Source organism: Bacillus pretiosus, assembly GCF_051294775.1.
In the GTDB taxonomy this organism is placed as follows: domain Bacteria; phylum Bacillota; class Bacilli; order Bacillales; family Bacillaceae_G; genus Bacillus_A; species Bacillus_A wiedmannii.
Map to the genome: position 1 here is coordinate 1 of NZ_JBPPHF010000158.1, position 309 is coordinate 309.

General features: G+C 41.1%; 1 protein-coding gene. It reads right to left on the reverse strand.

Annotated elements, in window-relative coordinates; genetic code table 11:
* Nucleotides 1-309: alanine--tRNA ligase-related protein (locus ACSG5Z_RS30305; protein WP_435712787.1), on the reverse strand; the 309-nt coding region annotated here is incomplete at both ends.

Here is a 309-nt window from a genome sequence, read left to right on the forward strand (position 1 = left end):
TTCAAGTACTTCTGGGTAGAAGTCTTTCATTACCTCTCCAACAACCGGCACTAATTCAAACATGAATGGACGGTTGATGTTTAATTTCTTCGAATAACGACCCGCGCGGCGTAATAAACGACGTAATACATAACCACGGCCTTCGTTAGATGGAAGAGCACCGTCACCTACAGCAAATGTTACTGTACGGATTTGGTCAGCAATTACTTTAAACGCCATATCTTTTTCTAAGTCACCATTACGATACTTCTCACCAGAAATTGATTCTGTTGCGCCAATCATCGGCATGAATAAGTCTGTATCAAAGTT